Below are 22,734 nucleotides of genomic sequence, written 5' to 3'. Positions count from 1 at the left end.
TGCCTTATCGAATTATTCACGGTGATAAGGATGATTCGCAGTGATGCTCCATGCACGATACAGGCTTTCTGCGACTAAGACGCGTACCAGCGGATGAGGCAGCGTTAGCGCCGAAAGAGACCAGCTCTGCTCTGCTGCTGCTTTGCAGGCCGGCGACAGCCCTTCCGGGCCGCCAATCAGCAGGCTGACGTCACGTCCATCCTGCTTCCAACGTTCCAGCTGCCGGGCAAGCTGCGGCGTTTCCCAGGGCTGTCCGGGAATATCCAGCGTGACAATGCGGTTGCCCTTACCGACGGCGGCCAGCATCGCTTCACCCTCTTTTTCGAGGATGCGCTTGATATCCGCATTTTTACCGCGCTTCCCGGCTGAAACCTCGGTCAGCTCCAGCGGCATATCCTTCGGAAAGCGACGCAGGTATTCCATAAAGCCGGTTTGAACCCAGTCCGGCATTTTGGTGCCTACGGCAACAAGCTGCAACTTCACGGCTTAGCTCCAGAGCTTTTCCAGCTCATACAGGTGACGGCTCTCTTCCTGCATGACATGAACGATAACCTCACCGAGATCGACCACGATCCAGTCCGCGGCGTTTTTGCCTTCCATGCCAAGCGGCATCAGGCCGGCGGCGCGGGATTCTTCCATTACGTGATCGGCAATCGACATCACGTGACGCGAAGACGTACCGGTACAGATAATCATGCAGTCGGTGATGCTGGATTTACCCTGCACGTCGAGAGAAACGATATCCTGACCTTTCAGATCATCAATCTTATCAATAACGAAGTCTTGGAGTGCTTTACCTTGCAAAAGGTTCCCCCTTGGGTAACGGTTTCTGTTGTCTGACGACGGCGTCGGACGACGCCTGAAAAATTTAGCGGCGCAGTATACCACGCGCTTATCAAGGGCGATATAAGCCCTGATGATTGATATAGTCGATAACCGGCGCGGGTAGCAAATCGGCGCAGGAGAGGCTGTGGCGCTGGCGCTGACGAATATCGGTCGCGGAGATGGGCAGCAGCGGCGTATCCGCCAGCCAGATTAAACCGCACGGCTGTCGGTGCAGCGCGTCGGCCTCCTGCGTACGGTGCTGCGCCAGCCAATTTTGCAGTTCCGGCGTCGGCATCGCGCTGCCGTAGCCGGGACGCTGGCAGACCAGCAGATGGCAGAGAGCTAATAATTCCTGCCAGCGGTGCCATGTATGCAGGCTGAGCAGCGAATCCTGACCAATGATAAAGGCCAAAGGCTGCGTCTTGCCGCGCTCCGTGCGCAGCTGTTGCAGGGTTTCCACCGTCCAGGAGGGCGTCTGGCGCTTCAGCTCACGGGTATCAAGTTGAAACAGCGGGCGATCGGCGATCGCCAGTTCAATCATGGCGACGCGCTGCGCGGCGCTGGCTTCCGGCTGCGGGCGATGCGGCGGAACGTTATTTGGCAGCAACGTTACCTGATGTAAGCCGACCTGACGCGCCAGCGCCTCCACCGTATTAAGATGACCGTAGTGAATAGGATCGAACGTGCCGCCAAACAGGGCCTGCAGCGCCGCCATTAAAATTCACCTAACTCTGCCGGCAGCGCCTTATTGCACAGCAGCAGCGACAGGGTTTCCAGCTCCGGCCAGAGACGCTGGCCGTAATCCTGCTTCAGCGTAATTTCCAGCCGGGTCAGCAGCTGAATCGCCTGGCGGATCTGTAATAAAGAGAGCCGCTGCAGCGCCTCGCTGAACAGGGCGCGACGATTTTGCCAGACGCGATGCTGATCGAACAGCGCGCGTAAAGGCGTGTCGCCCTGCTGGCGCTGTAGCGTCAGCAGCAGCAGCAGCTCGCGCTGTAGCGTGCGGATCAGGATCACCGGCTCGCTCTCTTCGGCAGCGAGCTGACGCAGAATATGCAGCGCGCGTTTGCTTTTGCCCGCCAGCAGCGCGTCCACCCAGTGAAACGGCGTGAAATGCGCGGCGTCGCTGACCGCCTGTTCAACCCGCGGCAGAGTCAGCTTGCCGTCCGGCCAGAGCAGGGAAAGCCGCTCCAGCGCCTGCGACAGCGCCAGCAGATTGCCTTCATAGCAGTAGCAGAGCAGCTGGCAGGCGGCATCGTCGAGATCGAGCCGCAGGCTTTTGGCGCGGGCGGCGACCCAGCGCGGCAGCTGAGCGTGCTCCGGCGTGGCGCAGGGCACCATCACCGCCTGGGCGCTGAAGGCTTTGAACCAGGCGCTGTTTTCCTGCGCCCTGGTTAATTTGCTTCCGGTTATGATGGGCAGGATATCGCTGTGCAGCAGCGTGCCGAGCTTCTCCAGCTGGGTCGCGATTGCGGCGTTGGGGCCATTTTCCGGCAGCGTTAAGGTAAGGGTTTGCCGGCTGGCGAACAGGCTCATCGACTGGCAGCTGCTAAATACGGCGTCCCAGTCGGTGCTGTTGTCCAGCACGACGTTGAAATGTTCGGTAAAGCCCTGCTGCTGCGCGCAGGCTTTTATCGCGTCATGACTTTCCTGCAACAGCAGCGGTTCGTTGCCGATAAGCAGGTAGCAGGCGCGCAGCCCCTCATGGAGCTGCGCGTGCAGTTGCTCAGGGTAAATCCTGATCATTGCAGACTGGTGGCGGAAGAAGAGGAAACTTCCGGCGAATCTTCACCCGGCGCTAAAACGTCTGGCGCGGGCAGGGTCTCTTTATCGTTCAGCTGAGCCGCATGCACCGTCAGCAGTTTACGCACCAGCTGTTCCGCCAGACGCTGGCGCATCTCATCGCGGATGATGTTCTGCTCAGCATCTTTTGCCAGCGCCGCCAGCGGGTTATCGAAGAACGAACGATAAACAGTGGCGCTGATGGGATAGATGCCTTTAGCCGGAATCACCACCTGTGCGCTGACCGACATCACCATAGAGTATTCCGCCGTAACGCCGTTCTGGAACACGGAGGCGGTATCGCGGCTCTGGCGTTCGCCGGAGAGGCGCAGCGTCGGCAGATCGGTGCGGGTGCCCGCGTCGGCCGCTTCGACAATGGTGATATTGTTCAGACGCAGCTGCTGACGCACCGTACGCGCCAGAGGACCGTAGGGGTCGCCGCTTTGCAATACCAGCGTGCGCAACTCCTGCGGCACCTGAGTGGTGCTGCGCAGGTGGAAGCCGCAACCGGCGGTGACCAGCACCGCCAGGCCGAGTAACAAGGTAAAAATCGGATGTCGCACAGTTCCTCCTGAACTTAACCTACTACCAGGTTAAGCAGTTTGCCGGGAACGTAAATGACCTTACGGATAGTTACGCCCTCCAGGTATTTTGCTACCAGGTGCTCTTGCGCGGCGCGCGCCTGCACCTGCTCCTGAGTCGCCTCAGCCGCAACGGTGATTTTACCGCGCACTTTGCCGTTAACCTGCACCACCACCAGCACTGAATCTTCCACCATAGCGGATTCATCGGCAACCGGCCAGGCCGCGTTGTCCACGTCGCCTTCGCCGCCCAGCGCCTGCCACAGCGTAAAGCTGGCGTGCGGAGTGAACGGATAAAGCATGCGTACTACGGCCAGCAAGGCTTCCTGCAGCAGCGCGCGATCCTGCTCGCTCTCCTGCGGTGCGCGTGCCAGCTTGTTCATCAGTTCCATAATAGCGGCAATCGCGGTATTAAAGGTCTGACGGCGGCCAATGTCATCGGAAACTTTGGCGATGGTTTTGTGCAGATCGCGGCGCAGCGCTTTTTGATCGTCATTCAGGCTGGCGGTATCCAGCGCAACGGTGGCGCCTTTCTGGCTGTGGTCGTAAACCAGCTTCCAGACGCGTTTCAGGAAGCGGTTAGCCCCTTCCACGCCTGATTCCTGCCACTCCAGCGTCATCTCCGCCGGCGACGCGAACATCATAAACAGGCGCACGGTATCTGCGCCGTAGCGCTCAACCATCAGCTGCGGATCGATGCCGTTGTTTTTGGATTTCGACATTTTGCTCATGCCGGCGTAAATCACTTCCCGGCCTGCCTTGTCGACAGCCTTAACGATGCGACCTTTTTCATCGCGCTCAACGTTGACGTCAACCGGAGAGATCCAGTTGCGCTCGCCGTTTTCGCCCAGATAGTAGAAGGCGTCAGCCAGCACCATCCCCTGGCAGAGCAGACGCTTCGCCGGCTCATCCGAATCCACCAGGCCGGCGTCACGCAGCAGCTTGTGGAAGAAGCGGAAATACATCAGGTGCATAATGGCGTGTTCAATACCGCCGACATACTGATCGACCGGCAACCAGTAGTTAGCCGCCGCCGGATCGAGCATACCCTTATCGAAATCAGGACAGGTGTAGCGCGCGTAATACCAGGAGGATTCCATAAAGGTATCAAAGGTATCAGTTTCACGCAGCGCGGGCTGACCGTTAACCGTGGTTTTCGCCCACTCCGGATCGGCCTTTATCGGGCTGGTAATGCCGTCCATCGTGACATCTTCCGGCAGGATGACCGGCAGCTGATCTTCCGGCGTCGGCATTACGGTGCCGTCTTCCAGCGTCACCATCGGAATCGGCGCGCCCCAGTAACGCTGACGGGAAACGCCCCAGTCGCGCAGGCGGTAGTTTACCTTACGCACGCCGACGCCTTTTTCCGCCAGCTTATTGGCAATAGCGTTAAAGCCCGCTTCATGATCGAGGCCGTCGAATTCGCCGGAGTTGAACAGCGCGCCTTTTTCGGTCATGGCCGCGGCGCTGACGTCAGGCTGACTGCCGTCCAGCATCAGAACTACCGGTTTAATCGGCAGATGGTATTTGGTGGCGAATTCCCAGTCGCGCTGGTCGTGCGCCGGAACGGCCATTACCGCGCCGGTGCCATATTCCATCAGCACAAAGTTAGCGACCCAGACCGGGATTTTATCGCCGCTCAGCGGGTGAATGGCGAACAGACCGGTCGCCATGCCTTTTTTCTCCATGGTCGCCATCTCAGCTTCGGCTACCTTGGTGTTGCGGCATTCGGCGATAAAGTCAGCCAGCGCCGGGTTGTTTACCGCTGCCTGGGTAGCCAGCGGATGGCCAGCGGCCACGGCGACGTAGGTGGCGCCCATAAAGGTATCGGGGCGGGTAGTGTAAACGGTCACTTTTTCCGCGCTGTCGGCTACGTCGAAGGTGATTTCCACCCCTTCAGAGCGGCCAATCCAGTTGCGCTGCATCGTCTTGACCTGCTCCGGCCACTCTTCCAGCTTATCCAGGTCGTTCAGCAGCTCATCGGCGTAGTCGGTGATTTTGATAAACCACTGCGGGATCTCTTTACGCTCGACTTTAGAATCACAGCGCCAGCAGCAGCCGTCGATAACCTGTTCGTTAGCCAGCACGGTCTGATCGTTGGGGCACCAGTTAACCGCAGAGGTCTTTTTATAAACCAGACCTTTTTCATATAGTTTGGTAAAGAACCACTGTTCCCAGCGGTAATATTCCGGCTGGCAGGTAGCCAGCTCGCGGCTCCAGTCATAGCCGAAACCCAGCAGTTTCAGCTGGTTTTTCATATAGTCGATATTAGCGTAGGTCCAGGGGGCGGGAGCGGTGTTATTTTTTACCGCAGCGCCTTCCGCAGGCAGGCCGAAGGCATCCCAGCCGATCGGCTGCAGCACGTTTTTTCCCAGCATACGCTGGTAGCGGGCAATCACATCACCAATGGTGTAGTTGCGCACGTGCCCCATATGTAGGCGGCCGGAAGGATAGGGCAGCATAGAGAGGCAGTAATATTTCTCTTTGCCTTCTTCTTCGGTCACTTTGAACGTCTGTTGGTCATCCCAGTGTTGCTGAACACGGGATTCTATCTCTTCCGGGCGGTATTGCTCTTGCATGGCAGCCTGTGGTCCTTTATGAATAGCGCGAAGCCTGAACTGTGTCGATATGATCCGCATAGCATAGCCGATAAGGCTTTGTCGCAACAACACCTGACGGACGCCGGCGCGCCATTTCTCGTTAAGCTGGAAGCGTCGCTGCAAAATTTTCCTCAAATCGGCGCGCAGAGGGAGTAAATTCGTGGCAGACGCTAGAATTAACAACGGGCTTACCGCGGATAACAGGAGAAAATATGAATAAGGTGGCGCAGCATTACCGTCAGCTGCTCTCTTCCCTGAGCGAGCGCTTGACGCAGGGAGAGCGGGATATCGACGGCATGGTCGCTCAGGCTCGTCAGCAGCTCGCCATGCAGGGCGAGTTATCCCGCAGCGAAATTAATGAGGTGACGCGCGCGGTACGGCGCGATTTAGAGGAGTTTGCCCGCAGCTATCATGAAAATGAAGAAGATCTGAGCGATAGCGTATTTATGCGCGTAGTGCGCGCAAGCCTGTGGAAAGAGCTGGCGGATATTACCGATAAAAGCCAGCTGGAGTGGCGCGAGGTATTCCAGGATCTCAACCATCACGGCGTCTACCAGAGCGGCGAGGTGGTGGGGCTGGGCAACCTGGTCTGTGAAAAATGTCGCTTCACCAGGGCGATTTATACGCCGGAAACGCTGTCGCTCTGCCCTGAATGCGGGCACGATCACTTTCAGCGGCAGCCGTTTACTCCTTAAGCCAGGGGGCGGCTGGAGGAGAGCGGGCCATTTCATCTGTTGTCGGACGTGGTCAGTGTTTTGGGGCGGCCGGCAGGCCGCCTCTAATATTAGTGCAGAATTTTGGCCAGAAAATCTTTGGCGCGCTCCGATCGGGGATTGGCGAAGAAATCTTCTTTGCGCGTATCCTCAACGATTCTGCCCTCATCCATAAAGATCACCCGGTTGGCCACCTTACGCGCGAAGCCCATCTCATGGGTGACGACCATCATCGTCATACCTTCGTGCGCCAGCTCCACCATCACATCCAGCACTTCATTAATCATTTCCGGATCGAGGGCGGAAGTTGGCTCGTCAAACAGCATCGCTACCGGATCCATACAGAGCGCCCGCGCGATCGCCACGCGCTGCTGCTGTCCGCCGGAAAGCTGGCCGGGAAACTTACCGGCATGGACCGCAAGGCCGACGCGCGACAGCAGCTTCAGCCCTTTTTCCCGCGCGGCCTCTTTATTGCGCTGCAACACTTTGATCTGCGCCAGCGTCAGGTTTTCCACAATGCTCAGATGGGGAAACAGCTCGAAATGTTGAAAAACCATGCCGACTTTAGCGCGCAGCTGCGCCAGGTTGGTTTTTTTATCGTTGAGCTGGATGCCGTTGACCTCAATGCTGCCCTGCTGGATCGGCTCCAGCGCGTTGACGGTTTTTATCAGCGTCGATTTACCGGAGCCGGAAGGGCCGCAAACCACCACCACTTCCCCTTTGTTTACCTGGGTTGAGCACTCGTTCAGCACCTGAAAGTGACCATACCACTTCGAAACGTTTTTCAGGGTAATCATTTATACCGTCCTTTTTCTTTTTAGGTAGCTGACCAGCGTGGAGGCGCTAATACTGATAATGAAATAGACCAGCCCGGCGAACAGAATCATCTCTACCTGAGTGCCGTCGCGTTCGCCGATAGTGGAGGCGGTGCGGAAAAAATCGGCGAGGCTGAGCACGTAAACCAGCGAAGTATCCTGAAACAGCACGATGCCCTGGGTGAGCAGCAACGGCACCATGGCGCGAAAGGCCTGCGGCAGAATAATCAGCCGCATGGTCTGGAAGGGCGTCATGCCGAGCGCCAGGCCAGCGTTGGACTGCCCGCGCGAGATACTCTGAATGCCGGCGCGAATAATTTCCGCATAGTAGGCCGCTTCGAACAGCGAAAAAGCCACCATGGCCGAAATCAGGCGAATATCCGTTTTAGGCGACAGCCCCAGCACCTGCTGCAGGAAACTGGGCACCACCAGATAGAACCAGAGCAGCACCATCACCAGCGGTACGGAACGGAACAGGTTAACGTACAGCCGGGCAAACCAGCTAACCGGCGCAAAGGTTGAAAGGCGCATCACCGTCAGCAGGGTGCCCCAGAGAATGCCGAACACTACCGCGGTGACGGTAATTTTCAGGGTGATCACCAGCCCGCTGAGAAGATAGGGCAGGCTGGGGACAATAGAACTCCAGTCAAACTGGTACATTATTTACTCCCCATATTGCCCGGCAGGCGCACCCGCCGCTCTACCACGCTCATTATCAGCATAATCACCAGATTGATGGCGATATAGGCGAGCGTAATGGCGGTGAAGGATTCGTAGGCGTGCGCGGAGTAATCAAGCAGCTTGCCCGCCTGCGCCGCCATATCCACCAGACCGATGGTGGAGGCGATGGCGGAATTTTTTACCAGGTTAAGCATTTCCGAAGTCATCGGCGGCACTATTACCCGATAAGCGTTGGGCAGCAGCACGTAGCGATAGGTTTGCGGCAGCGTCAGCCCCAGCGCCAGCCCCGCATTGCGCTGGCCGGGCGGCAGCGACTGAATCGCCGCACGTACCTGCTCGCACACGCGGGCGGCGGTAAACAGGCCGAGACAGATGGTGGAGGAAAGAAAGAACTGCAAATTGGGGTTCAGTTCTGACTTGAACCACATTCCCAGATTTTCGCCCACCAGCTCCGGCGCCACCAGATACCAGAAGAAGAACTGAACGATCAGCGGAATATTGCGAAACAGCTCGACATAGCAGGTGCCGATGGCGGAGAGCAGGCGGCTGGGCGTCGTGCGCAAAATACCAAAAAAAGAGCCGACCAGAAAAGCGATGATCCAGGCGCAGACAGAAACGATCAGCGTGGTTTGCAAGCCGGACAGCAGCCAGCCAAGGTAGGTGGTGTTGCCAAACGGCGCCTGCTCGAAGAAGATGCCCCAGTTCCAGTTAATACCCATAACAAACTCCGGTAAAAAAGGGTAGCTAAGCTACCCTGAAGATTGATGAGAGACTCTCATGGAACGCCTGCCGGGGAACGGCCGGCGGCGCTTGTCTGTCCGAGCCTGTTTTCAACAATCGAGTGGGCGGCAGGCCGCCCCTGTTTTGGTTATTGTTAATTTAATGCTTTATCGTTCGGCGTTTTGAACAGCGCTTTCATGTCGTCAGAAAGCGCAAAATTCATGTTGAGGTTTTTCGGCGGAATCGGTTGTTTAAACCAGGTGTCGAACCACTTTTCCGCCTGGCCTGAGGTCTGCGCTTTGGCGATGGTTTCATCCACCAGCGCTTTAAAGGCGGGATCGTCTTTACGCAGCATACAGCCGTAAGCCTCTTTCGACTGCGGCGTGCCGACGATTTCCCAGTTATCCGGTTTCTTCGCCTTGGCGCGCTCGCCGGCCAGCAGGGCGTCATCCATCATAAAGGCGACGGCGCGTCCGGTTTCCAGCGTGCGGAAGGAATCGCCGTGATCCTTCGCGCTGATAATGCGCATTTCCAGCTGCTGCCCGTCGTTGAGCTTATGCAGCAGCACCTCCGAGGTGGTGCCGGAAGTAACCACTACGGTTTTCCCTTTCAGATCGGAAAACTCTTTAATCGGGCTGCCTTTTTTCACCAGCAGGCGCGTGCCGATGATGAACACCGTGTTGGAAAACGCCGCCTGCTTCTGGCGCTCAAGGTTGTTGGTGGTTGAGCCGCACTCAAAATCATAGGTGCCGTTTTGCAGCAGCGGAATGCGGTTCTGCGAGGAGATGGGCAGCATTTTTACCTGCAGATTCGGCTTATTCAGCTTCGCCTTAATCGCATCCACAATGGCGTTAGAGTAGGCCTGCGAGTAGCCCACCACTTTTTGCTGGTTATCGTAATAAGAAAAGGGAACGGAAGATTCACGGTGGCCAACAACGATAACGTCGTTATCATTGATTTTTTTCAGCGTGCCGGTGAGTTCTTCTGCCTGGGCTGCGCCTGTTACTGCACTCAGCAACAGAAGAGACAGCGCCGCTTTACGCATCTGCATGTTCCAACTCCTTCATCTTTTGGTCGCCCGATCGGCGATCGGGAGAATAATGTTTATGCCAGCCGCCTTTCCTGCGTTGCCAGAACGGGTCTGAACAGCCTTTAACATAGCGAAATGTTAACGTAATGAAACAAAAAAGTTTCCTTTTTGCGAAGTCCGCCGCACCAAATTTATGCATTTTGGCGCCTGGCGCCCTCTCGCAGGGCATCAGGCGCGCAAAAATGGGGTATAGGCCCGGCAGCCCGGCGCTAACAAGGCAGAAGCGCAAGCTGGCGAATTGTTTAATGCAAGGGCTATGCCACGTTATGGCAGGAAGATGTCGGTTTGATGAAGCAGGGGTAAAAGAAACAGGCGAAGCAGGTCGCTTCGCCTGTCTGAGCTAGCGGCGTTTGCGGAAAAGAGTGAATAAGGCCAGCAGAGCAAACAGCAGCGTCAGCAGCCACACCGTCAGGTTGCCGGTACGGGCGTAGGGCGTCAGACCGGTGGCTGGCGTAACGCGGGTTGCCAGCGTCTGGCGGGTAAACTGCGGAATGACGGCCTGCACGGAGCCGTCGGCGGCCACCACCGCCGTCACGCCGTTGTTGGTGCTGCGCAGCAACGGACGCCCCAGCTCCAGCGCGCGCATGCGCGCCATCTGAAAATGCTGCCACGGGCCGATAGAGTGACCAAACCAGGCGTCGTTAGAGACGGTCAGCAGGAAATCAGTGTCGGGACGAAGATTATCCCTGACCTGCTGCCCCAGTACGATCTCATAACAGATAGCGGTAGTCAGATGATAGCCCGCCGCCTTCAGCTGCGGCTGTATATAGTCGCCGCGGCTGAACGAGGACATCGGCAGATCGAAGAAGGGCGCCAGCGGACGCAGCAGCGTTTCCAGCGGTACGAATTCGCCAAACGGCACCAGATGATTTTTCTGATAGCGATTGCCGCCGTTGTAGTTATAGGGACGATCGGCGCCCAGCACGATCACCGAGTTGTAATCGTGGTAGCGGTTGTTCTCCAGCCGCGAATCAACGATGCCGGTAATTAGCGTGGAGTGACCGGCGCGCAGCGCCTCGTCCAGCGCGTGCAGGTATGGCTGCTGGTTGACTTCGAGATCGGATATTGCGGATTCAGGCCAGATAATCAGCGGCGCTTTACCAACGAAGGGGCGGCTGTTTTCTCCATAGATGCGCAGCGTGTTGCGCAGCTGCTCCGGGTCCCATTTCAGCATCTGCGGAATATTGCCCTGCACCAGCGCCACCTCCACCGCGCGCGAAGGCTGCGGCTGGAACCAGCTGATATAACGCAGCGGCCAGGGTAACAGCAGCAACGCCAGCGCGGCGACCAGCGAGAATGTCAGGCGCGGTAAGCGCTTACGCTGGCGCTCTCTTAAGCGATCCAGATAGTTAACCTGCCTGAAACTGGCCACTCGCTTACGCGGCAGCAGGTAAATGAGGCGCTGCAGGCGGATATAAAGCAAAAGCTGGGACAGCGCGTAGACGACCAGGCCCGCCACTATCATCAGTACAAACGTAATGGTTTCAACGCCTGCCAGCGGGGCCAGCCCTTTCAACGGGCCATCGATCTGGCTGTAGCCAAACTGCAGCCAGGGAAAACCGGTAAGAACCCAGCCGCGTAGAAACTCGCTGATCTGCCAGATAACCGGGGCCAGCAGCAGAAAGCGTAGCGGAGTAGCCTGCGGACGAAGACGGTTAAGAACCGCGGCAAACAGCAGCGGATAGAGCGCGAGGTAAGCCGCCAGCAGAATCACCAGCAGTACGTTAACCGGGCCAGGCATGCCGCCGAAGGTAGCGATACTGACGTAAACCCAGTTAATGCCGCTGCCGAACAGCCCAAAGCCCCAGGCAAAACCGACGGCCGCCGCCTGCGGCGTGGTACGGTGCAGCGTTAATATCTGTAGCCCGATCAGCGAGATCAGCGCGGCCGGCCAGAAATCATAAGGGGAAAACGCCAGCGTGCCGATCGCGCCGGTTAACAGAGCCAACAGCAGGCGAACCTGCTGACGGGCATAAAAAGAGGCGATAGCCATAGTGATGTCAGGTATCCAGAATGGAGGCGATAGCCATAAATGCGTTATTCTTCCAGCGTCGGCAGCGGCGCGTCTTCCGGTATTTTTACGTGTACCTGAATAATGCGGCGGCTGTCAGCCATAGCGACCTTGAACTGATAGCCTTCGATATCGATGCTTTCGCCGCGCGCGGGCAGATGACCAAAGCCCTGCATTACCAGGCCGCCGATGGTATCCACCTCTTCATCGCTGAAATGCGTCTCAAAGACCTCATTAAAATCTTCAATCGGCGTCAGCGCGCGAATGGTATAGGTATGGCGGCTGAGCTGACGAATATCGCGATCTTCTTCATCATCATATTCATCTTCGATTTCGCCGACGATCAGCTCAAGGATATCTTCGATAGTGACCAGGCCGGAAACGCCGCCGAATTCATCAATCACAATCGCCATATGGTAGCGCTGTGAGCGAAACTCTTTCAGCATGCGATCCACGCGTTTGCTTTCAGGCACCACCACCGCCGGACGCAACACTTTTTCCATACTGAAAGGTTCAGATTCGCTGCTCATAAACGGCAGCAGGTCTTTCGCCATCAGTATGCCTTCCACATGATCTTTATCTTCGCTGATCACCGGGAAGCGGGAGTGGGCGGATTCGATAATCACCTGCAGGCACTCTTCGAGGCTCTGATTGCGCTTCAGCGTAATCATCTGCGAGCGGGGAATCATGATATCGCGCACGCGCTGTTCGGCGATATCCATGACGCCTTCCAGCATGTCGCGGGTATCCTGGTCGATCAGCTCGTTCTGTTCGGAATCACGAATGAGTTCCAGCAGCTCTTCACGGTTCTTCGGCTCACCATGAAAAAGCTGGTTGAGAATGAGGGAAAAAAATCCCTTTTTACTACTGGGACTGTCGCTGTTTTGTGAATGGTCGTCGCTCATGGCGTTCTAATATGGGTCTCTCTTTATGAGGATCGGCCTGCCGACACGGGCCGGCAGGAGCTAATAACAGGCAGCCGCTTAAGGCGCCTCTTTCTCCGAAATGTACGGATCGGGATAGCCAAGAGCAAGCATTATCTCGGTCTCCAGCGATTCCATCTCTTCCGCTTCATCATCTTCAATATGGTCATAGCCGAGCAGATGCAGGCTGCCATGGACAACCATGTGCGCCCAGTGCGCCTCAGGCGCTTTTTCCTGCTGCTGCGCTTCGCGTTCAACAACCTGACGGCAAATCACCAGATCGCCCAGCAGCGGCAGCTCTATGCCGGGCGGCGCTTCAAACGGGAAAGAGAGCACGTTGGTCGGCTTATCCTTGCCGCGATAAGTCATATTCAGTTGATGGCTTTCCGCTTCGTCGACGATGCGAATCGTCACTTCGCTTTCCGGCTGAAACTGCGGCAGTACCGCCTCCAGCCAGCGACGAAAATCACTCTCGCCCGGCAAACCTTCCGTTTGCTCGCAGGCGAGCTGTAAATCGAGAATCACCTGATTCATTTAGGTTCCTGTGTCGCCTGTACAGCCTGCGCCGCCAGCGCTTCGCGCTTACGCTCTTCCGCCAGCCTGTCGCGCCGTTTTTGATCGGCTTCTTCCCACGCTTCATAGGCGGTAACGATACGGGCGACCACCGGATGGCGCACTACGTCCTCGCTGTGGAAGAAGTTAAAGCTAATCTCTTCTACCTCTGACAGCACTTCGATCGCATGGCGCAGGCCCGATTTGGCGTTGCGCGGCAGGTCGATCTGGGTGATATCGCCGGTAATCACCGCCTTTGAGTTAAAGCCGATGCGGGTCAAAAACATCTTCATCTGTTCGATGGTGGTGTTCTGGCTCTCATCGAGAATAATAAAGGCGTCATTCAGCGTGCGTCCGCGCATATAGGCCAGCGGCGCGACTTCAATCACGTTGCGCTCCATCAGCTTTTCGACGCGCTCAAAGCCCAGCATCTCAAACAGGGCGTCATACAGCGGACGTAAGTAGGGATCGACCTTCTGGCTTAAGTCGCCCGGCAGGAAGCCCAGCTTTTCGCCCGCCTCGACGGCCGGACGCGTCAGCAGTATACGGCGTATCTCCTGACGCTCCAGCGCATCCACCGCTGCCGCTACCGCCAGGTAGGTTTTCCCGGTGCCCGCCGGCCCAACGCCGAAGGTAATATCGTGATCGAGAATATGGGCGATATACTGCGCCTGGTTCGGCGTGCGCGGCTTGATTACCCCGCGTTTGGTTTTGATATTTACCGCTTTGCCGTATTCCGGCACGCTTTCCGCCGACTGTTCCAGCACGCGGCTCTCTTTAATCGCCAGATGAATCTGTTCCGGCTCGATATCGGGTATAACGCCGCGTACCGGCGCGGTATCAACGTAGAGGTTGCGCAGAATATCGGCGGCGGCATTAACGCAAAGAGCGCGGCCAACCAGCTTAAAGCTGTGGTCGCGGTGGCTGATTTCGATGCCTAAACGACGCTCAAGCTGCTTGATGTTATCGTCGAAGGGGCCGCACAGGCTCTGCAATCGGTGATTATCCGCAGGTTCTAACACTATTTCGCGAGTTTCAATATTCAAACTAATCCTTTGGGTCACTCAGGGCCAGGTTGAGAAGTCACAGGAGGCATGTCGCCTGTCTGGCAGGCGCGTCATAGCAGAAGTATTTATGTCATGACAGAAAGGCGCAAGCCGTAAAGCGGATATTTGGGCGCGGCTTTCAGAAAGCAAGTGCAATGGCGTGAAATTGAGCGGCGGAGCGTGAATCTCCGCCGCAAAAGGAAAGGCGATCAAGGCTGATAAATGCCTACGCCGATGTCGTTCTCTTTACGCGTGCGCGCAATGACCGAGGCCGGGCTTTCCGCTACGCGCAGGCCCATCTGATCTTCGGTACGCACTACCACGCCGCGCAGCGAGTTGGGGTAGACATCGACAATTTCCACATCAACGAATTTACCGATCATCTCCGGCGTGCCTTCAAAATTCACCACGCGGTTGTTTTCGGTGCGTCCGGAAAGCTCCATTACGCTTTTACGCGAGGTGCCTTCCACCAGAATACGTTGCACGGTGCCCATCATGCGGCGGCTCCATGCCATCGCCTGCTGGTTGATGCGATCCTGCAGGATATAAAGGCGCTGCTTCTTCTCATCGTCGCTAACGTCGTCCGGCAGATCGGCCGCCGGCGTGCCCGGACGCGCCGAGTAGATAAAGCTGAAGCTCATATCAAAGTTGACGTCGGCGATCAGCTTCATCGTTTTCTCAAAGTCTTCCTGCGTTTCGCCAGGGAAGCCGATAATAAAGTCGGAGCTGATTTGAATGTTGGGGCGCGCCTCTTTCAGCTTGCGGATAATCGCCTTGTATTCCAGCGCGGTATGGGCGCGTTTCATCAGCGTCAGAATGCGATCGGAACCGCTCTGTACCGGCAGATGCAGGAAGCTCACCAGCTCCGGCGTATCGCGGTAAACCTCGACGATATCGTCGGTGAACTCGATGGGGTGGCTGGTGGTAAAGCGGATGCGGTCGATACCGTCAATGGCGGCCACCAGACGCAGCAGCTCGGCAAAGGTGCAGATGCCGTCATCATAGGTCGCGCCGCGGTAAGCGTTCACATTCTGACCGAGCAGGTTGACTTCGCGTACGCCCTGCGCCGCCAGCTGAGCGATCTCCAGCAGAATATCGTCGCAGGGACGGCTGACCTCTTCGCCGCGCGTATAGGGCACCACGCAGAAAGTGCAGTATTTATTGCAGCCTTCCATAATGGATACGAATGCCGTCGGGCCTTCGGCGCGCGGCTCCGGCAGGCGGTCGAATTTTTCAATTTCCGGAAAGCTGATATCGACTACCGGGCTTTTTGAGCCGCGTACGGTATTGATCATTTCCGGCAGGCGATGCAGCGTTTGCGGGCCAAATACGATATCAACGTAGCTGGCGCGTTGACGAATATGGTCACCTTCCTGCGAGGCGACGCAGCCGCCCACGCCAATAATCAGTTCAGGGTTGCGCTCTTTCAGCGTTTTCCAGCGTCCCAGCTGATGAAAGACCTTTTCCTGTGCCTTTTCGCGGATGGAGCAGGTATTGAGCAACAGAACATCAGCTTCTTCCGCCACTTCCGTGAGGGTATAGCCGTGCGTACTCTCCAGCAGGTCAGCCATTTTAGATGAATCGTATTCGTTCATCTGACAGCCCCAGGTTTTGATATGCAGTTTTTTACTCATCTAACTTGCCATTTATCAGTGCAGGAAGGATTGCAGGGCGCGTATTGTAATGCTTTGCTGCTGTTGTGACCAGCCTCCAGGCTTTTCTGTTTTCCGCTGATTTTCCGGTACACTTTAATCTGAATGATTCGCTGGCCTGTCGCAGCGAGACGACAGGACACAGAAGGAAAAACTTATGCATCAAACGCATGTTGATATCGCCGTGGTCGGCGGCGGAATGGTTGGCGCGGCGTTAGCCAGCGGGCTGACGCAGCAGGGCTTTCAGGTGGCGGTGCTGGAGCGGGACGCGCCGCCGGCGTTTCATCCTGAGGCGCCGCCCGATATTCGCGTTTCGGCTATCGGCTGCGCTTCGGTAGCGCTGTTAAAAGAGCTGGAAGCGTGGCCTGCCGTAATGCAGATGCGCTGCGCCCCTTATCGTCGCCTGGAGACCTGGGAGTGGCAGACGGCGCGGGTGCAGTTTACCGCGCAGAGCCTGGGGCTGCCGGAGCTGGGCTATATGGTTGAAAACAGCGTGCTGCAGCTGGCGCTGTGGCAGCGTTTGCAGCAGCAGGCGGTAACGCTGTTCGCCCCGGCCAGGCTATCGGCGCTGGCGCAGTATAACGGCGGCTGGCGGCTAACGCTGGAGGATGGGCGGCAGCTTACCGCCCGGTTGGTGATTGGCGCCGACGGGGCGAATTCACAGGTGCGCCAGCTGACCGGCATCGGCATTCAGGGCTGGAATTACAGCCAGTCCTGCATGTTGATTAGCGTCGAGCTGGAGCATGAAGCGGGCGATACCACCTGGCAGCACTTTACGCCCGACGGCCCGCACGCGCTGCTGCCGCTTTATGGCCGCTGGGCCTCGCTGGTCTGGTATGACAGCCCGGCGCGCATCCGGCAGCTACAGGCGCTGGCGCCGGAGCAGCTGCAAAAAGAGATCGCCCGCTGTTTCCCGGCGCGGCTGGGGCGTTTTCGCGTGCAGCAGGCCGCTTCGTTTCCGCTGACGCGCCGCCACGCCAGCCGCTACGTGCTGCCGGGCGTGGCGCTGGTGGGCGATGCCGCGCATACCATTAATCCGCTGGCGGGGCAGGGGGTTAATCTCGGCTATCGCGATGTGGATGCGCTGATCGATGTGTTGACCACGGCGCGCAATCAGGCGGAGGACTGGGCTTCCGGGCCCGTGCTGCTGCGTTATCAGCGCCAGCGCCAGCGGGATAATCTGCTGATGCAAAGCGGCATGGATTTCTTCTATTTTACCTTCAGCAATCGCCTGCCGCCGCTACGGTTACTGCGTAACGTCGGATTAATGGCGGCAGAGCGCGCCGGCGTGTTGAAGCGCCAGGCGTTGCGTTACGCGTTAGGACTGTAGATTTGAACGGGCGCGGAAACCTGCCCGTTAAAAGAGCTGAATCGCAGACGTAAAAAAGCCCGCAGAAGCGGGCTTTTTCACACTGTTTGGCTGGGGTGCAGGGATTCGAACCCCGGAATGCCGGAATCAGAATCCGGTGCCTTACCGCTTGGCGACACCCCAATAAATTGGGATAAACAGTTTGTAATTGGCTGGGGTACGAGGATTCGAACCTCGGAATGCCGGAATCAGAATCCGGTGCCTTACCGCTTGGCGATACCCCAATAATTTGGTGGCTACGACGGGATTTGAACCTGTGACCCCATCATTATGAGTGATGTGCTCTAACCAGCTGAGCTACGTAGCCAAATTTCACTTCATTCTGCTGTGGCTGGGANATAATTTGGTGGCTACGACGGGATTTGAACCTGTGACCCCATCATTATGAGTGATGTGCTCTAACCAGCTGAGCTACGTAGCCAAATTTCACTTCATTCTGCTGTGGCTGGGATACCTGGATTCGAACCAGGGAATGCCGGTATCAAAAACCGGTGCCTTACCGCTTGGCGATATCCCAATATCCGAACACGTATCTGTGTTACAGCAGAATGATGGCTGGGGTACCTGGATTCGAACCAGGGAATGCCGGTATCAAAAACCGGTGCCTTACCGCTTGGCGATACCCCATCCGCTGCCGATGACTGAAATGGTGCGGGAGGCGAGACTTGAACTCGCACACCTTGCGGCGCCAGAACCTAAATCTGGTGCGTCTACCAATTTCGCCACTCCCGCAAAAAGATGGTGGCTACGACGGGATTTGAACCTGTGACCCCATCATTATGAGTGATGTGCTCTAACCAGCTGAGCTACGTAGCCATCTTTTTCGCGTTACCTTCATCGGCGTTGCGGGGCGCAATTATGCGTATTGCGCTCAACAGCGTCAACAAGTTTTTTGCCGTTTTTTCCCGTTCACGCATCGTTTGACTGGCTTATAACCAGCATGATGAGAAAAAAGGCGATTTTTGATCGTAACTGCAGCAGATGCAATAAAAAACGGGCCGTGAAGGCCCGAATTATTTAATGCGCAAGGCGGGAATTAATAGGCGGATTGATGCACGCCAACCGCACGGCCTGACGGATCGTCCATTTTTTTGAAGGCTTCGTCCCATTCGATCGCTTTTGCCGAAGAGCAGGCGACGGAAGGGCCGCCCGGCACGCATTCCGCCGCGCTTGGCAGCGGGAACAGCTCCTCGAAGATCTCACGGTAGAGATATCCCTCTTTGGAGGTCGGCGTGTTGTACGGGAAGCGATAGTGGGCGGTCTGCAGCTGCTGATCGCTCACCTGCTGCTGCGCCACTTCCTTCAGCGTATCGATCCAGCTATAGCCGACGCCGTCAGAGAACTGCTCTTTCTGACGCCAGACTACGCTTTCCGGCAGATAAGAGGAGAAGCATTCGCGCAGAATGTGTTTTTCCATTTTGCCGTTGCTGCCGCACATTTTATCCTGCGGGTTGATGCTCATCGCCACGTCGAGGAATTTCTTATCGAGGAAGGGCACGCGCGCCTCCACGCCCCAGGCGGACATCGATTTATTGGCGCGCGCGCAGTCATACATATGCAGCGCCAGCAGCTTACGCACGTTCTCGTCGTGGAACTCCTGCGCGTTGGGCGCCTTGTGGAAGTAGAGATAGCCGCCAAACACCTCGTCGGCGCCTTCGCCGGAGAGCACCATTTTAATGCCCATCGCCTTGATCTTGCGCGACATCAGGTACATCGGCGTTGAGGCGCGGATGGTCGTAACGTCGTAGGTTTCGATGTGATAAATCACGTCGCGGATCGCGTCCAGCCCTTCCTGCACGGTAAAGTGAAGTTCGTGATGTACCGTACCGAGGTGGTCGGCCACCTTTTTCGCCGCCTGCAGATCGGGCGAGCCTTCCAGGCCAATGGCGAAGGAGTGCAGCTGCGGCCACCAGGCTTCGCTCTGGTCGTGATCCTCAACGCGTTTTGCCGCAAAGCGTTTGGTGATGGCGGAGATAATAGAAGAATCCAGCCCGCCGGAGAGCAGTACGCCATAGGGCACGTCAGACATCAGGTGGCTTTTTACCGATTCTTCCAGCGCATCTTTCAGCGCGGCGGCGTCGGTTACCTTATCGGCCACGTTGCGGTACTCCATCCAGTCACGCTGGTAGTAGCGACGAATTTCGCCGTCGGTGCTGGAAAGATAGCTTCCCGGCGGGAATTCTTTGATGGAGCGGCAGACCGGCACCAGCGATTTCATTTCGGAGGCGACAAACAGGTTGCCGTGTTCGTCGTTACCCATATAGAGCGGAATAATGCCGATATGATCGCGGCCAATCAGCCAGCTTTTCTTTTCGCTGTCATAGAGAATAAAGGCGAACATGCCCTGCAGGTCGTCAAGAAAATCGATGCCTTTTTCCTGGTAGAGCGCCAGGATGACTTCGCAGTCGGAGCCGGTCTGAAACGCGTAGCGATCGCTCAACTCCGCGCGCAGCGCCTGATGGTTGTAGATTTCGCCGTTGACCGCCAGCACATGGGTGCGTGCGGCGTTGTAAAGCGGCTGGGCGCCGTTGTTGACGTCAACAATGGAAAGACGCTCATGAACCAGAATGGCATCTTCATCAGCGTAAACGCCAGACCAGTCCGGTCCGCGGTGACGCATTAAACGGGAGAGCTCCAGCGCTTTTTTGCGCAGTTCGGAAGCATCGCTTTTCAGATCGAGTACGCCAAAAATTGAACACATAACCTGCTCCTGATCTCACCTTCAAGGTGATGTTGTCATTGAGTGATGTTGGATGCGCAACGCCTGCCGTTGCGTGATGAATAAGAAAATGCGCTATTTACTGCATGCAATGCAAGTAGTTTCCCATTTTTCTGATAAAAAGGTTGACCGTCAGCGCATAAAATTGAATTTCATCTAATAAATTCGCCTTAAAATTAATGAATCGGCAAAAAATACCGTAAGGCGTATAAAAAACGGGCGATCGGCAGGGCAGAAAAAAACCAGCCGCGGAGGGCTGGTTGGCGCTGTTAATCTTCTAACAGATGCTGCAGCAGCGTTCCGTTAAGCATGGCGCGTTTCGCCAGCGCAAAGGCGCCGATGGAGGAGCGGTGATCCAGCGCTGAGCGCACTATCGGCAAATTTTTGCGGAACGCCTTTAACGCCTGGGTATTAATGCAGCTTTCGATTGCCGGGAACAGTACCTTTTCCGCCTCGGTAATTTCGCCGGCCAGCACGATTTTTTGTGGGTTAAACAGATTAATGGCGATAGCGATCGCCTTGCCGAGATAGCGTCCGGCGTGCTCAATCACTTCCGCCGCCAGCGCATCGCCGCGGTTGGCCGCCTTGCCGATCGCCTGAATGGTGCAGTCATCCAGCGTCAGCGTGCTGGGATAGCCCTGCTGCAGCAAATGACGCACGCGATTTTCCAGCGCGCCGTTGGCGGCGATGGTTTCCAGACAGCCAAAGTTGCCGCAGTGGCAGCGCTCGCCCAGCGGATCGACCTGAATGTGGCCTATCTCGCCGACGTTGCCGTTGCTGCCGAGAAAGATTTGCCCGTTGGCGATAATGCCCGCCCCGGTGCCGCGGTGCAGGCGCACCAGAATAGAGTCGGCGCAGTCGCGGCTTGCACCAAAATAGTGTTCCGCCAGCGCCAGGCTGCGAATATCGTGGCCGACGAAACTGGTAACGTTAAAACGCTGCTGCAGGTTAGCCACCAGCGGCCAGTTATTTACCGTAAGATGCGGCATATAGCGGATAACGCCGTTATCCGGATCGACCAGCCCCGGCAGGATTACCGCAATAGCGATCAGCTCACGCAGTTTGCGCTGGTGGGTTTCGCTAAAATGCGCGATGGCGTTAAACAGCGCGTGCTCCAGCGTTTCCTGGGTGCGTTCCGGCAGCGGATAGTGCTCTTCCGCCAGCGCTTTGCCGCTCAAATCGTAGAGCGTCACCGTGGCGTCGCTGCGCCCCAGTCTTACGCCGATGGTATGAAAATTGCGGGTTTCGGTAACGATGGAGATAGCGCGGCGGCCGCCGGTGGAGGCCTGCTGATCGACTTCTTTAATCAGGCCGCGCTCAATAAGCTGACGGGTAATTTTCGTGACGCTGGCGGGCGCAAGCTGGCTGTGTTCCGCAATCTGGATGCGGGATATCGGGCCCTGCTGATCGATAAGGCGGTAAACCGCTGCGCTGTTTAACTGCTTTACAAGATCGACATTTCCTATTGGTGCATGGCCGCCAGTGGTCATTAATGATTACTCGCTAAAGACTTCGTTACCGTTAACGATGGTCTTGATAATTTGAAAATCACGCGTGAAAACCGCCAGGTTTGCGACTTTTCCTGCTTCGATTGAACCCAGCTGCTTATCTACGCCCATGGCACGGGCCGGATAAAGCGTCGCCATTCTCAGGGTTTCATCCAGGGAAATACCAACATGTTCAACGCAGTTGCGTATCCCTTCGATCATGGTCAGCGCCGATCCGCTAAGCGTTCCGTTTTCGTCAACGCACAGCCCGTCCCGATAGTATATTGTTTTGCCAGCAAAAATGAACTGGTCAATAGAGGCTCCCGCCGGCGCGGTCGCATCGGTGACTAAAACCAGCTTATCGCCCTTAATGCGTTTGGCGTTGCGTACGTTGGCATAGTGCACGTGCAGCCCGTCAACGATAATGCCGCAGTAAACTTCAGGCGTATCAAGCAGCGCGCCGATCAGGCCTGGCTCACGCCCGGTCAGCGTCGGCATGGCGTTATAGAGGTGCGTGGCGAAGCTGATGCCTGCGGCAAAGCCGCTGCGCGCTTCATCATAGGTAGCGTGAGAATGTCCGGCGGAGATGATGATGCCGGCCTCGCGCAGCTGACGGATCACGCGGGTATCCACCATTTCAGGCGCCAGCGTGATTTTGGTAATCGCCGCGGCGTTATCGCACAAAAACTGTACCAGCGCCGGATCGGGTTTACGGATCAGCTCCGCGCGATGGGTGCCTTTTTTCGCGACGCTAAGCCACGGCCCTTCAAGATGCAGGCCCAGCGCCTGGTGCGGATGCAGCGCCAGCCAGCTCTGCATCACTTCTACCGCGCGGATCATCAGCTCGTCGGAGCTGGTAATCAGCGTCGGCAGGAAGCTGGTACAGCCCGATTTTTCATTCGCCTTTTGCATAATGGCGAGCGTTTCCAGGCTCAGGGCCTCAAGGCTGTCATTAAACTGCACGCCGCCGCAGCCGTTGAGCTGAACGTCGATAAAACCGGGAGCCACAATCGCCCCGCCCACGTCGCGCTGTTCGCACTCTGCTGGCAGCTCGCTACGCGGGCAAACCCGTTCAATCAGGCCGTCTTTAATCACCACGGCATGATTATCCAGAACCTCGTGGCCGGTAAACAGGCGGCCGTTCACTAAAGCGTACATAATATTCTCC

General features: G+C 56.8%; 21 protein-coding genes and 8 tRNA genes. 2 read left to right on the top strand and 27 right to left on the bottom strand.

The annotated features are described in order from the left end of the window. Window positions 1–12: 12 nt before the first annotated feature. The 6 genes from rlmH to leuS all read right to left on the bottom strand — a co-directional run bounded on the left by rlmH (window position 13) and on the right by leuS (window position 5,767). The gene (gene rlmH / locus FKM52_RS15105; protein ID WP_141177000.1) at window positions 13–483 is read right to left on the bottom strand and encodes a 23S rRNA (pseudouridine(1915)-N(3))-methyltransferase RlmH; all 471 of its coding nucleotides are present in this window, start codon (window positions 481–483) and stop codon (window positions 13–15) included. Between the two features lie 3 nt (window positions 484–486). Next, window positions 487–804, bottom strand: coding sequence for a ribosome silencing factor (gene rsfS / locus FKM52_RS15100; RefSeq protein ID WP_141176999.1), 318 nt, complete (start codon window positions 802–804; stop codon window positions 487–489). A 91-nt stretch (window positions 805–895) separates the two neighbouring features. Next, window positions 896–1,540, bottom strand: a complete 645-nt coding sequence (gene nadD / locus FKM52_RS15095) for a nicotinate-nucleotide adenylyltransferase (RefSeq protein WP_141176998.1) — start codon at window positions 1,538–1,540, stop codon at window positions 896–898. Beyond that, window positions 1,540–2,571: a DNA polymerase III subunit delta gene (gene holA, locus FKM52_RS15090; RefSeq protein ID WP_141176997.1), complete on the bottom strand. Its 1,032-nt coding sequence runs from the start codon at window positions 2,569–2,571 to the stop codon at window positions 1,540–1,542. The genes nadD and holA overlap by 1 nt, the downstream gene beginning before the upstream one ends. Further along, window positions 2,568–3,170, bottom strand: coding sequence for an LPS assembly lipoprotein LptE (lptE, locus tag FKM52_RS15085; protein ID WP_141176996.1), 603 nt, complete (start codon window positions 3,168–3,170; stop codon window positions 2,568–2,570). The genes holA and lptE overlap by 4 nt, the downstream gene beginning before the upstream one ends. Window positions 3,171–3,184: 14 nt before the next feature. Continuing rightward, a complete protein-coding gene (leuS, locus tag FKM52_RS15080; RefSeq protein WP_141176995.1) occupies window positions 3,185–5,767 on the bottom strand; it encodes a leucine--tRNA ligase in 2,583 nt (860 codons plus the stop codon). Between the two features lie 233 nt (window positions 5,768–6,000). Here leuS and FKM52_RS15075 point away from each other — a divergent pair, with 233 nt between their 5' ends. Next, complete coding sequence (locus FKM52_RS15075; protein ID WP_141176994.1) at window positions 6,001–6,483, top strand: zinc ribbon-containing protein; 483 nt, start codon at window positions 6,001–6,003, stop codon at window positions 6,481–6,483. Window positions 6,484–6,572: 89 nt separating this feature from the next. On the opposite strand, the gene FKM52_RS15070 is transcribed toward FKM52_RS15075, so the two are convergent. The 10 genes from FKM52_RS15070 to miaB all read right to left on the bottom strand — a co-directional run bounded on the left by FKM52_RS15070 (window position 6,573) and on the right by miaB (window position 15,973). Continuing rightward, window positions 6,573–7,298 (bottom strand): amino acid ABC transporter ATP-binding protein, encoded by a 726-nt coding sequence (locus tag FKM52_RS15070; protein WP_141176993.1) that lies wholly within the window; start codon window positions 7,296–7,298, stop codon window positions 6,573–6,575. Continuing rightward, window positions 7,299–7,976 carry a glutamate/aspartate ABC transporter permease GltK gene (gene gltK / locus FKM52_RS15065; protein WP_141176992.1) on the bottom strand — a complete coding sequence of 226 codons (678 nt, stop codon included), beginning with the start codon at window positions 7,974–7,976 and terminating at the stop codon, window positions 7,299–7,301. After that, window positions 7,976–8,716 carry an amino acid ABC transporter permease gene (locus FKM52_RS15060; protein WP_141176991.1) on the bottom strand — a complete coding sequence of 247 codons (741 nt, stop codon included), beginning with the start codon at window positions 8,714–8,716 and terminating at the stop codon, window positions 7,976–7,978. The genes gltK and FKM52_RS15060 overlap by 1 nt, the downstream gene beginning before the upstream one ends. Window positions 8,717–8,871: 155 nt before the next feature. Beyond that, a complete protein-coding gene (locus tag FKM52_RS15055) occupies window positions 8,872–9,768 on the bottom strand; it encodes an amino acid ABC transporter substrate-binding protein (protein ID WP_141176990.1) in 897 nt (298 codons plus the stop codon). Further along, complete coding sequence (locus FKM52_RS15050) at window positions 9,755–9,946, bottom strand: hypothetical protein (RefSeq protein WP_141176989.1); 192 nt, start codon at window positions 9,944–9,946, stop codon at window positions 9,755–9,757. Before FKM52_RS15050 ends, FKM52_RS15055 begins: the two co-directional genes overlap by 14 nt. 201 nt (window positions 9,947–10,147) lie before the next feature. Next, window positions 10,148–11,800: an apolipoprotein N-acyltransferase gene (lnt, locus tag FKM52_RS15045; protein WP_141176988.1), complete on the bottom strand. Its 1,653-nt coding sequence runs from the start codon at window positions 11,798–11,800 to the stop codon at window positions 10,148–10,150. Between the two features lie 44 nt (window positions 11,801–11,844). Next, window positions 11,845–12,723 carry a CNNM family magnesium/cobalt transport protein CorC gene (gene corC / locus FKM52_RS15040; protein ID WP_141176987.1) on the bottom strand — a complete coding sequence of 293 codons (879 nt, stop codon included), beginning with the start codon at window positions 12,721–12,723 and terminating at the stop codon, window positions 11,845–11,847. A gap of 78 nt (window positions 12,724–12,801) precedes the next feature. Beyond that, window positions 12,802–13,275 (bottom strand): rRNA maturation RNase YbeY, encoded by a 474-nt coding sequence (ybeY, locus tag FKM52_RS15035; RefSeq protein ID WP_141176986.1) that lies wholly within the window; start codon window positions 13,273–13,275, stop codon window positions 12,802–12,804. After that, on the bottom strand, window positions 13,272–14,339 hold the full coding sequence (locus FKM52_RS15030; protein ID WP_141176985.1) for a PhoH family protein: 1,068 nt from the start codon (window positions 14,337–14,339) through the stop codon (window positions 13,272–13,274). Before FKM52_RS15030 ends, ybeY begins: the two co-directional genes overlap by 4 nt. 209 nt (window positions 14,340–14,548) lie before the next feature. After that, a complete protein-coding gene (gene miaB, locus FKM52_RS15025) occupies window positions 14,549–15,973 on the bottom strand; it encodes a tRNA (N6-isopentenyl adenosine(37)-C2)-methylthiotransferase MiaB (RefSeq protein ID WP_141176984.1) in 1,425 nt (474 codons plus the stop codon). A gap of 175 nt (window positions 15,974–16,148) precedes the next feature. Between miaB and ubiF the strand changes: the two genes are divergently transcribed. Continuing rightward, window positions 16,149–17,321, top strand: a complete 1,173-nt coding sequence (ubiF, locus tag FKM52_RS15020) for a 3-demethoxyubiquinol 3-hydroxylase (RefSeq protein ID WP_141176983.1) — start codon at window positions 16,149–16,151, stop codon at window positions 17,319–17,321. Window positions 17,322–17,408: 87 nt separating this feature from the next. Here ubiF and FKM52_RS15015 read toward each other — a convergent pair. From FKM52_RS15015 to nagA, 11 genes are all read right to left on the bottom strand, one after another. Continuing rightward, window positions 17,409–17,483: transfer RNA gene (locus tag FKM52_RS15015), tRNA-Gln, on the bottom strand. A 26-nt stretch (window positions 17,484–17,509) separates the two neighbouring features. Next, a tRNA-Gln gene (locus FKM52_RS15010) sits at window positions 17,510–17,584 on the bottom strand. A 6-nt stretch (window positions 17,585–17,590) separates the two neighbouring features. Next, a tRNA-Met gene (locus FKM52_RS15005) sits at window positions 17,591–17,667 on the bottom strand. Between the two features lie 37 nt (window positions 17,668–17,704). Continuing rightward, window positions 17,705–17,781 (bottom strand) — tRNA-Met (locus FKM52_RS15000). A 21-nt stretch (window positions 17,782–17,802) separates the two neighbouring features. Next, window positions 17,803–17,877: transfer RNA gene (locus FKM52_RS14995), tRNA-Gln, on the bottom strand. Window positions 17,878–17,912: 35 nt separating this feature from the next. Continuing rightward, a tRNA-Gln gene (locus FKM52_RS14990) sits at window positions 17,913–17,987 on the bottom strand. A gap of 20 nt (window positions 17,988–18,007) precedes the next feature. Beyond that, window positions 18,008–18,092 (bottom strand) — tRNA-Leu (locus FKM52_RS14985). Window positions 18,093–18,099: 7 nt separating this feature from the next. Next, window positions 18,100–18,176: transfer RNA gene (locus FKM52_RS14980), tRNA-Met, on the bottom strand. A 220-nt stretch (window positions 18,177–18,396) separates the two neighbouring features. Next, window positions 18,397–20,061 carry an asparagine synthase B gene (asnB, locus tag FKM52_RS14975; protein ID WP_141176982.1) on the bottom strand — a complete coding sequence of 555 codons (1,665 nt, stop codon included), beginning with the start codon at window positions 20,059–20,061 and terminating at the stop codon, window positions 18,397–18,399. 287 nt (window positions 20,062–20,348) lie between these two features. Next, the gene (nagC, locus tag FKM52_RS14970; RefSeq protein ID WP_141176981.1) at window positions 20,349–21,569 is read right to left on the bottom strand and encodes a DNA-binding transcriptional regulator NagC; all 1,221 of its coding nucleotides are present in this window, start codon (window positions 21,567–21,569) and stop codon (window positions 20,349–20,351) included. A 6-nt stretch (window positions 21,570–21,575) separates the two neighbouring features. After that, the gene (gene nagA, locus FKM52_RS14965; protein ID WP_141176980.1) at window positions 21,576–22,724 is read right to left on the bottom strand and encodes an N-acetylglucosamine-6-phosphate deacetylase; all 1,149 of its coding nucleotides are present in this window, start codon (window positions 22,722–22,724) and stop codon (window positions 21,576–21,578) included. Window positions 22,725–22,734: the final 10 nt, after the last annotated feature.

The organism is Mixta tenebrionis, assembly GCF_006517625.1.
Taxonomy (GTDB): domain Bacteria; phylum Pseudomonadota; class Gammaproteobacteria; order Enterobacterales; family Enterobacteriaceae; genus Mixta; species Mixta tenebrionis.
This window is presented reverse-complemented; position numbering and strand designations above follow the sequence as displayed.

What these genes read in the sequence shown, in the direction of transcription:
- nadD (WP_141176998.1), bottom strand. Translation starts at nt 1,540, where the DNA reads ATGGCGGCGCTGCAGGCCCTGTTTGGCGGCACGTTCGATCCTATTCAC.
- holA (WP_141176997.1), bottom strand. Translation starts at nt 2,571, where the DNA reads ATGATCAGGATTTACCCTGAGCAACTGCACGCGCAGCTCCATGAGGGG.
- leuS (WP_141176995.1), bottom strand. Translation starts at nt 5,767, where the DNA reads ATGCAAGAGCAATACCGCCCGGAAGAGATAGAATCCCGTGTTCAGCAA.
- FKM52_RS15075 (WP_141176994.1), top strand. Translation starts at nt 6,001, where the DNA reads ATGAATAAGGTGGCGCAGCATTACCGTCAGCTGCTCTCTTCCCTGAGC.
- FKM52_RS15070 (WP_141176993.1), bottom strand. Translation starts at nt 7,298, where the DNA reads ATGATTACCCTGAAAAACGTTTCGAAGTGGTATGGTCACTTTCAGGTG.
- gltK (WP_141176992.1), bottom strand. Translation starts at nt 7,976, where the DNA reads ATGTACCAGTTTGACTGGAGTTCTATTGTCCCCAGCCTGCCCTATCTT.
- FKM52_RS15060 (WP_141176991.1), bottom strand. Translation starts at nt 8,716, where the DNA reads ATGGGTATTAACTGGAACTGGGGCATCTTCTTCGAGCAGGCGCCGTTT.
- FKM52_RS15055 (WP_141176990.1), bottom strand. Translation starts at nt 9,768, where the DNA reads ATGCAGATGCGTAAAGCGGCGCTGTCTCTTCTGTTGCTGAGTGCAGTA.
- FKM52_RS15050 (WP_141176989.1), bottom strand. Translation starts at nt 9,946, where the DNA reads ATGCATAAATTTGGTGCGGCGGACTTCGCAAAAAGGAAACTTTTTTGT.
- lnt (WP_141176988.1), bottom strand. Translation starts at nt 11,800, where the DNA reads ATGGCTATCGCCTCTTTTTATGCCCGTCAGCAGGTTCGCCTGCTGTTG.
- corC (WP_141176987.1), bottom strand. Translation starts at nt 12,723, where the DNA reads ATGAGCGACGACCATTCACAAAACAGCGACAGTCCCAGTAGTAAAAAG.
- ybeY (WP_141176986.1), bottom strand. Translation starts at nt 13,275, where the DNA reads ATGAATCAGGTGATTCTCGATTTACAGCTCGCCTGCGAGCAAACGGAA.
- miaB (WP_141176984.1), bottom strand. Translation starts at nt 15,973, where the DNA reads ATGAGTAAAAAACTGCATATCAAAACCTGGGGCTGTCAGATGAACGAA.
- ubiF (WP_141176983.1), top strand. Translation starts at nt 16,149, where the DNA reads ATGCATCAAACGCATGTTGATATCGCCGTGGTCGGCGGCGGAATGGTT.
- asnB (WP_141176982.1), bottom strand. Translation starts at nt 20,061, where the DNA reads ATGTGTTCAATTTTTGGCGTACTCGATCTGAAAAGCGATGCTTCCGAA.
- nagC (WP_141176981.1), bottom strand. Translation starts at nt 21,569, where the DNA reads ATGACCACTGGCGGCCATGCACCAATAGGAAATGTCGATCTTGTAAAG.
- nagA (WP_141176980.1), bottom strand. Translation starts at nt 22,724, where the DNA reads ATGTACGCTTTAGTGAACGGCCGCCTGTTTACCGGCCACGAGGTTCTG.